This window comes from Phenylobacterium sp. (genome assembly GCF_004799395.1).
In the GTDB taxonomy this organism is placed as follows: Bacteria; Pseudomonadota; Alphaproteobacteria; order Caulobacterales; family Caulobacteraceae; genus Phenylobacterium.
Genome location: NZ_SSMZ01000134.1, coordinates 1 through 6697, shown reverse-complemented (window position 1 = coordinate 6697; position 6697 = coordinate 1). Strand labels below are relative to the sequence as shown.

General features: G+C 68.5%; 12 protein-coding genes. 11 read left to right on the top strand and 1 reads right to left on the bottom strand.

Annotation, left to right across the window (positions count from 1 at the left end):
- The 5 genes from E8A12_RS09115 to E8A12_RS09095 all read left to right on the top strand — a co-directional run.
- On the top strand, positions 1-189 hold a 189-nt coding region (locus E8A12_RS09115), incomplete at its 5' end, for a transposase (RefSeq protein ID WP_293367849.1).
- Positions 190-470: 281 nt separating this feature from the next.
- Positions 471-1115 (top strand): isoprenylcysteine carboxylmethyltransferase family protein, encoded by a 645-nt coding sequence (locus E8A12_RS09110; protein WP_293367847.1) that lies wholly within the window; start codon positions 471-473, stop codon positions 1113-1115.
- Between the two features lie 56 nt (positions 1116-1171).
- Positions 1172-1594, top strand: coding sequence for a cupin domain-containing protein (locus E8A12_RS09105; protein ID WP_293367845.1), 423 nt, complete (start codon positions 1172-1174; stop codon positions 1592-1594).
- A gap of 3 nt (positions 1595-1597) precedes the next feature.
- Complete coding sequence (locus tag E8A12_RS09100; RefSeq protein ID WP_293367843.1) at positions 1598-1918, top strand: hypothetical protein; 321 nt, start codon at positions 1598-1600, stop codon at positions 1916-1918.
- Positions 1919-1972: 54 nt separating this feature from the next.
- Positions 1973-2449 carry a hypothetical protein gene (locus E8A12_RS09095; RefSeq protein ID WP_293367841.1) on the top strand — a complete coding sequence of 159 codons (477 nt, stop codon included), beginning with the start codon at positions 1973-1975 and terminating at the stop codon, positions 2447-2449.
- 3 nt (positions 2450-2452) lie between these two features.
- On the opposite strand, the gene E8A12_RS09090 is transcribed toward E8A12_RS09095, so the two are convergent.
- Complete coding sequence (locus E8A12_RS09090; RefSeq protein ID WP_293367839.1) at positions 2453-2839, bottom strand: GFA family protein; 387 nt, start codon at positions 2837-2839, stop codon at positions 2453-2455.
- A gap of 118 nt (positions 2840-2957) precedes the next feature.
- Here E8A12_RS09090 and E8A12_RS09085 point away from each other — a divergent pair, with 118 nt between their 5' ends.
- From E8A12_RS09085 to E8A12_RS09060, 6 genes are all read left to right on the top strand, one after another.
- The gene (locus E8A12_RS09085) at positions 2958-3137 is read left to right on the top strand and encodes a hypothetical protein (RefSeq protein ID WP_293367837.1); all 180 of its coding nucleotides are present in this window, start codon (positions 2958-2960) and stop codon (positions 3135-3137) included.
- Between the two features lie 149 nt (positions 3138-3286).
- Positions 3287-4327, top strand: coding sequence for an alpha/beta hydrolase (locus E8A12_RS09080; protein ID WP_293367835.1), 1041 nt, complete (start codon positions 3287-3289; stop codon positions 4325-4327).
- Between the two features lie 69 nt (positions 4328-4396).
- On the top strand, positions 4397-4636 hold the full coding sequence (locus tag E8A12_RS09075) for an aa3-type cytochrome c oxidase subunit IV (protein WP_293367833.1): 240 nt from the start codon (positions 4397-4399) through the stop codon (positions 4634-4636).
- Between the two features lie 85 nt (positions 4637-4721).
- On the top strand, positions 4722-5855 hold the full coding sequence (locus tag E8A12_RS09070) for a Re/Si-specific NAD(P)(+) transhydrogenase subunit alpha (protein WP_293367831.1): 1134 nt from the start codon (positions 4722-4724) through the stop codon (positions 5853-5855).
- Between the two features lie 4 nt (positions 5856-5859).
- A complete protein-coding gene (locus E8A12_RS09065) occupies positions 5860-6204 on the top strand; it encodes a proton-translocating transhydrogenase family protein (protein ID WP_293367829.1) in 345 nt (114 codons plus the stop codon).
- A partial coding sequence (locus tag E8A12_RS09060; protein WP_293367827.1) for an NAD(P)(+) transhydrogenase (Re/Si-specific) subunit beta occupies positions 6201-6697 on the top strand: 497 nt, incomplete at its 3' end. The genes E8A12_RS09065 and E8A12_RS09060, both read left to right, overlap by 4 nt.

Here is a 6697-nt window from a genome sequence, read left to right as displayed (position 1 = left end):
GACGGCTTCGACAGTCCCTACCGCTTGCGCAAACAGACTGTCGAGCCGGTCTTCGGCCAGATCAAGCAGGCCCGCGGCTTCCGCCAGTTTCTGCTGCGAGGCCGCGCCAAGGTCTCCAGCGAATGGGCGATGATCTGCACCGTCCATAACCTCCTGAAGCTGGCCGGAAACCGCCTCGCACCGGCCTGAGGCGGGCTACAATCGCGACCCATGAGCCCAGGATGCCGCGAAGTCCGCCCGATCAAGCTATCGGCGCTACCGCAGGACCGCCAACCGCGAGCGGCTCAGGGCGCGCACCTCGTCTGGCTCTGCGTCGACCGTTACGGAGTCGGTCTGCTAGGGGCTCGCGGCCGCGATTGCAGCCCCGCAGGCGGGCCCCGGCGCGACATTCTGTCCGTTGCCGTCGGCCGGCGATTAGCATCGTCTTCATTTCGTTGTGGAATGTTGCCGCCCTGCAAAGAGGCTGCCGCTTGACCGCGTACCGAACCACCCCGCTGACGACCGGCTTCGCGCCAGGATCGCTGACCCCGCGGCTGATCGACCTCGCCGAGCGGGGCACGGTGGTCGCGGCGTTCCTCTATTATCTGGTGGTCAACTACAACCCGCACCAATGGCTGAACTTCGCCATCGCCTTCACTGACATCGTCACCGTCTGGTTCATCCTGATCCGCCGGCCGACGACCAGCGTCAGTCCCGATCCCCGGGACTGGGTGCTGGCGTTCGGCGGCACGCTGCTGGCCATGCTGGCGCGGCCCGGCGGCGCGGCGCTGATCCCGGCTTTCGTGGCGGTCGCCATGGTGGCCGGCGGCACCCTGATCTCGCTCGCCGCCAAGTTCAGCCTGAACCGCAGCTTCGGCCTGGCCCCAGCCAACCGCGGTGTGCGGATGCGCGGCGCCTACGTCTTCGTGCGTCACCCGATGTACCTCGGCTACGCCGTGGTCCACGGCGCCTATCTCCTGGTGAACCCGACGCCGCTGAACGCGGCGCTGATGAGCGTCACCTGGGCCTGCCAGATCGGCCGCGTGCTGCGCGAGGAGCGCTGGCTCAAGCAGGACCGCGCCTATCGCCGCTACGCCAGGATCGTGCGCTACCGGATGATCCCGGGCCTGTTCTAGGTCTATGCTGCCCTTCGACCGGCGCTCGGATCGGGCGCGACGGAGAGGATGCGGCGATGAAGATGGCCCCGATGGCCGCCCTGGCGGCCATTACCACACTCGCCGCGCCCGCCTCGGCCCAGCCTGACCCGAAGGCGCTCGCCTACAAGCTGCCCGATCAGATCGCCTGGCAGGGCGACCCGGTCAAAGGTCCCCTGACCTACGCCCTGTGGGGCGACCCGGCCAAGCCCGGGCCCTACGCCATCCTGGTCAAATGGCCGCCGCACCAGATGAGCCGGCCGCACACCCACCCGAACGACCGCCATGTCTATGTGATCAGCGGGACATGGTGGGTCGGGACCGGGCAGACCTTCTCGCCGGACACCACCATGCCGATCCCTGCCGGCTCGGTGGTCACCCACTTCGCGCGCCAGTGGCACTACGACGGGGCCAAGGACGAGGCCGCGGTGCTCGAGATCACCGGCGAAGGGCCGCAATAGGCGATGGGCGCGCGCCTGACGCTCCGCGGTCTGGTCTTCGCGCTCGCCATCATGGCGGCGCCTGCGGCCCTCGCCGCCCCCAGCTGCCTCGATCGGCAAGGGGACACGGTCCGCTGCGGGACCCGCGGCGCCATGCCGGTGGGCTGGACGCCGGGGCCGGACCAGGCCCGCGCGCATCTGGCCGCGACGGACAGCGGCCTCGACGCCCGGCAAATCGTCAGCCTGGTCTGTGTGATCGGCGGGATCTTCGCCCTCTTCGCCCTGCTGCCGGATTTCGACGGCGCCTGGGACCGCCAGGAGGACGACTGCGAACCGCGGGGCTAGCGTGGACGGGCGAGCTGGGGTCAAACGGAAAAAAGCGAACGTCGGGAGGCGGGAATGCGAGTTGGATTTTTGAGACTGGCTGCCGGGGCGGCCCTCGTCGTCGCGGTGGGCGCTGCGCGGGCCGAGCCGGTGGAGATCGTCAAATGCGACACACCCGCGCCCCAGGCCATGCGCTTCACCAGCGCCGAAGGCTGGAAGCCCGTGCCCAATCCCGACCGGGCGGTCACCATCACCCGTGACAATGGCAAGTTCGCCATCCAGTTGGACGGCGAGGGCGGCTATACGTCCGGCTCGGTCTTCCCGCTGCCGATGGTCCATATCGAGCGGTTCCGCGTGCTGCGCTCGGATGGCGCAGAGGTCTTCCACCTCGAGGCCGGCGCCGACGGCCAGCCAATCCTCAAGCGGACCATCCGCGGCGGCCGCGACGGCAGCCACGTCTACAACATCCGCGAGATGGTCCTGACCCACTGCCCGATGGTGTCGAGCGACGTGGTGGTCGGCAAGCCCAGTGCGGCGGGTGCCGGGGGCTAGGTCCTAGAGGGGCTCGATCGCGATCGTCACCCAGGGCTGACGGAAGTCCTCATAGACTGCCTGGGTCGGGCCGCCGGGCCCGGCGTCGGCGAAGCAGCCGATGGCCACGCCCGCCCATTGCGGCCGGAACTCCGGGTACCACAGGATCGTCGTTCCGCAGGTCGGGCAGAAGTGGAATTCGACATTCTGACCGCTGTCGCCGGGACGGGTGAAGGTCTTCGATTCCCCGTTCAGGGTGACCCGGTCTCGGTCGTAGAACACCGCCACGCTGAAGGCGCTGCCGGTGCGCCGCTGGCAGGCATGGCAGTGGCAGGCGCTGATCTTCACGGGCTCGCCGGCGGCGGTGGCGCTGAGCGCCCCGCAGGCGCAGCGGGCGATGTATTCGGTCATGCGCGCCCCCCGATCCAGGCCTCAGTCTAGCGCCGGCGGCCATATGTCGGGAACCGAATAGACAGCCGCCATATGCGCCGGGAAGGTCCCGCTTGTCGGTTCCAGCGGACAGGCCGGAATGCACAGCGCCCGTGAATGCCGTGAGCAGGCCGACGCCCTGGCGACCCTGGCGTTGATGTTCCCTGAAAAGGCCCATGCCTACCAGGACGCCGAGCGCCGCTGGCGGGACCTGGAGGCTCGGGCGATCGAGGTGGAACTGCGCGCGCCGTCGGTGCCGCCGAACCCGCAACTGAGCTAGGTCGGCTCTCGGCGCGCCGTATCCAACCCCGCGCGAACCCTAGCGTCTGGACGAACCACTTGCCATTTTTCAAACGGTTGTTCATCACCTGACCCATATTACCGGGCCGCTCTCCCCAATTTCTGGCCGCAACCGATATCGAGGACCCGATGGCTGAAGACGTGAAGCCGGCGGAAACCTATGACGACCGCCCGGTTCACACCGAACCGACCCTGCCGCCGGAGGTCCAGGCGCCGCTGGCCGAGTTCCATGGCGCCGAGCCGCCCTCGCCGCAGTGGTTCAAGGACGCCATCGCCCGCGAGCCGGAACGCAGCTTCGTCGAGAGCCTGGGCTCCAAGCTTGAAGTCCTGACCTGGGGCGAGGTCGGCAAGCCCGGCCTGCTGTTCGTGCACGGCAACTCGGCCCACGCTGACTGGTGGAGCTTCATCGCCCCGTTCTTCGCGGACGACTACCGTGTGGTGTCGATGTCGCTGGCCGGCATGGGCGCCTCGGACTGGCGCGAGCACTACAGCTTCACGGACTTCGCCGAGGACGCCGAGGCGGTGGCCCGGGCGGCCGGGCTCTATGAGGGGGGTCGCAAGCCGATCTACATCGGCCACTCCTTCGGCGGCGGCCAGGTGTTCTTCGCTGCGGTTCGCAACCCCGAGCGGATGCACGCGGCGATCATGGTCGACACCGGCTTCGGCCCGCCGCCTGAAGAGCTGGCCAAGCGCCAGGCGCAGATGGAGGCGATCCGCAACATCCCGACCACCGACCGCGCGAGCCGCGTCTATCCGACGGTCGAGGCGGCCCTGCTGCGTTTCCGGCTGATGCCGCCGCAGCCGGCCGAAAACGCCTACATCGCCGACTTCATCGCGCGGCGATCGCTGAAGAAGGTCCCGCTGGAAGATGGCTCCGGCGAAGGCTGGACCTGGCGCTTCGACCCCAACATGTGGGGCAAGCTGGTGCGCGAGATGGCCATGGGCGGCGACCCGACCCAGATCCCCGAGATCACCACGCCCATGGTGCACATCTACGGCGCCAAGAGCCGCATCGTGGAGCACCGCAAGGCCGGCGCGCCGTCGCCCTTCCCGCCGGGTCTGATCGAGATCGAGATTCCCGACGCCCACCACCACATCATGATCGACCAGCCGCTCGCCCTGGTGGCGGCGATCCGGGCGTTGCTCGCCGCCTGGCCACCGAAAGCCTAGCGGCGCTTGAGCGGAAGCTGCGTCTCGTGTAGCACCCGCCTGGAGCGCTTCGAGCAGAAGAGAGACGAGATGGCCGGCAAGGCGTCTGAATATCACCGCGGCGAGATGGACATCCACGAGCAGGTGTCGACCTTCCATCTGGTGATGAACATCACCAAGTGGGGCGCGCTGATCATCGCTGTCGGCGTGCTGACAACCACCCTGTGGTTCTGCACCGGCGCGGGCTTCATGGGCGGACTGATCTCCGGGGTCGTCCTCCTGGTGCTGGGTGTCATCTTCCTGCGCGAGAAGCCTACGACCGACCACTAAGCGCGGCTGGACAGACTCCGCCGCCACCCCCTAAGGTCGCCGCCTGTTGCGGCGTGTTTGCGCCTTGGGAAGGACTTCGCGGACCATGCCCGTCATCGCCGTCACCCGCGAGCGCCGTGCTGGTGAAACCCGCGTCGCCGCAGTCCCCGAGACGGTGAAGAAGCTGATCGCTGCGGGGTTCTCCGTGACGGTCGAAGCCGGCGCTGGAAGCGCCGCCGCCTACCCCGACGCCGACTACGCAGCTGCCGGCGCGACGCTGGCCAAGACTGCCAAGGACGCGCTCGCCAAGGCCGACATCCTGTTCAAGGTGCGCGCCCCCGAGGCCGAGGAGATCGCGGTCATCAAGCCCGGTACGATCGTCGTGGCGACGCTCAATCCCTATATCGACAAGGCCGCGTTGGCGGGCCTGGCCAAGGCCAAGGCGACCGCTTTCGCCATGGAGTTCGTGCCCAGGATCACCCGGGCCCAGGTGATGGACGTGCTTTCGTCCCAGGCCAACCTCGCCGGCTACCGCGCGGTGATCGAGGGCGCCGAGGCCTATGGCCGGGTGCTGCCGATGATGATGACCGCCGCCGGCACGGTCGCCGCAGCCAAGGTGTTCATCATGGGCGTCGGCGTCGCCGGCCTGCAGGCCATCGCCACGGCCCGCCGTCTCGGCGCCGTGGTCACCGCCACCGACGTTCGTCCCGCCACCAAGGAGCAGGTGGAAAGCCTGGGAGCCAAGTTCCTGGCCGTCGAGGACGAGGAGTTCAAGAACGCCCAGACCGCCGGCGGCTACGCCAAGGAAATGAGCCCGGAGTACCAGGCCAAGCAGGCCGAGCTGGTTTCCAGCCACATCGCCAAGCAGGACATGGTGATCACCACCGCTCTGATCCCCGGCCGGCCGGCGCCGAAGCTGGTCAGCGCCGCGCAGGTGGCTTCGATGCGGGCGGGCTCGGTGATCGTCGACCTAGCCATCGAGCAGGGCGGCAATGTCGAGGGCGCCAAGCTGGGCGAGGTGTTCGAGACCAAGAACGGTGTGAAAATCCTGGGCATCCCCAACCTGCCCGGCCGCGTCGCTACCGACGCCTCGGCGCTCTACGCCCGCAACCTCTTCGCCTTCGCGGGCCTGTTCCTCGACAAGGAGGGCAAGTTCGCCCCCGACTACGAGGACGAGATCCTGAAGGCGGCGCTGGTCACCCAGGGCGGCGCGGTCGTCCACCCCAACCTAAAGGGCTGAGCCGATGGAAGCCGTCGATCCCACCGTCTTCCGCCTGGCCATCTTCGTGCTGGCGATCTTCGTCGGCTACTACGTGGTCTGGAGCGTAACGCCGGCCCTGCACACGCCGCTGATGGCGGTCACCAACGCCATCTCCTCGGTGATCATCGTCGGCGCCCTGCTGGCCGTCGCGGCCCACGGCGAGACGGGGGAGCTGACCTCCAGCATCATGATTTCCAAGGGGGCCGGCGCGGTCGCCGCCGCCTTCGCCTCGGTCAACATCTTCGGCGGCTTCCTCGTCGTGCGACGAATGCTGGCCATGTACAAGAAGAAGGCCCCGGCGGCTCCGAAGAAGGAGGGCGCCGCGTGAACGCCAATCTCGCGGCCATTCTCTACCTGGTCTCCGGCGTTCTGTTCATCCTGGCGCTGAGGGGCCTCTCGTCGCCCACCACCAGCCAGGCCGGCAACCGCAACGGCATGATCGGCATGGCCATCGCCGTCGGCACCACGCTGGCGACGCTGTGGAGCCAGGACGCGCTGGACGTGCTGACGCTCGGCCTGATCGGCGGCGGGGTGGTGATCGGCGGAACGGTAGGCGCGGTGATCGCCCGGCGCGTGGCCATGACCGCCATGCCGCAGCTGGTGGCCGCGTTCCATAGCCTGGTCGGCATGGCCGCCTGCCTGGTGGCTGTCGCCGCCATCCACACGCCCGCCGCCTATGGCATCCTGGGCCCCGACGGGGCGGTGCAGCTGAAATCGCTGATCGAGCTGTCGCTGGGCCTGGCCATCGGGGCGATCACCTTCACCGGCTCGGTGATCGCCTTCGCCAAGCTGAACGGCAATATGAGCGGCGCGCCGATCCT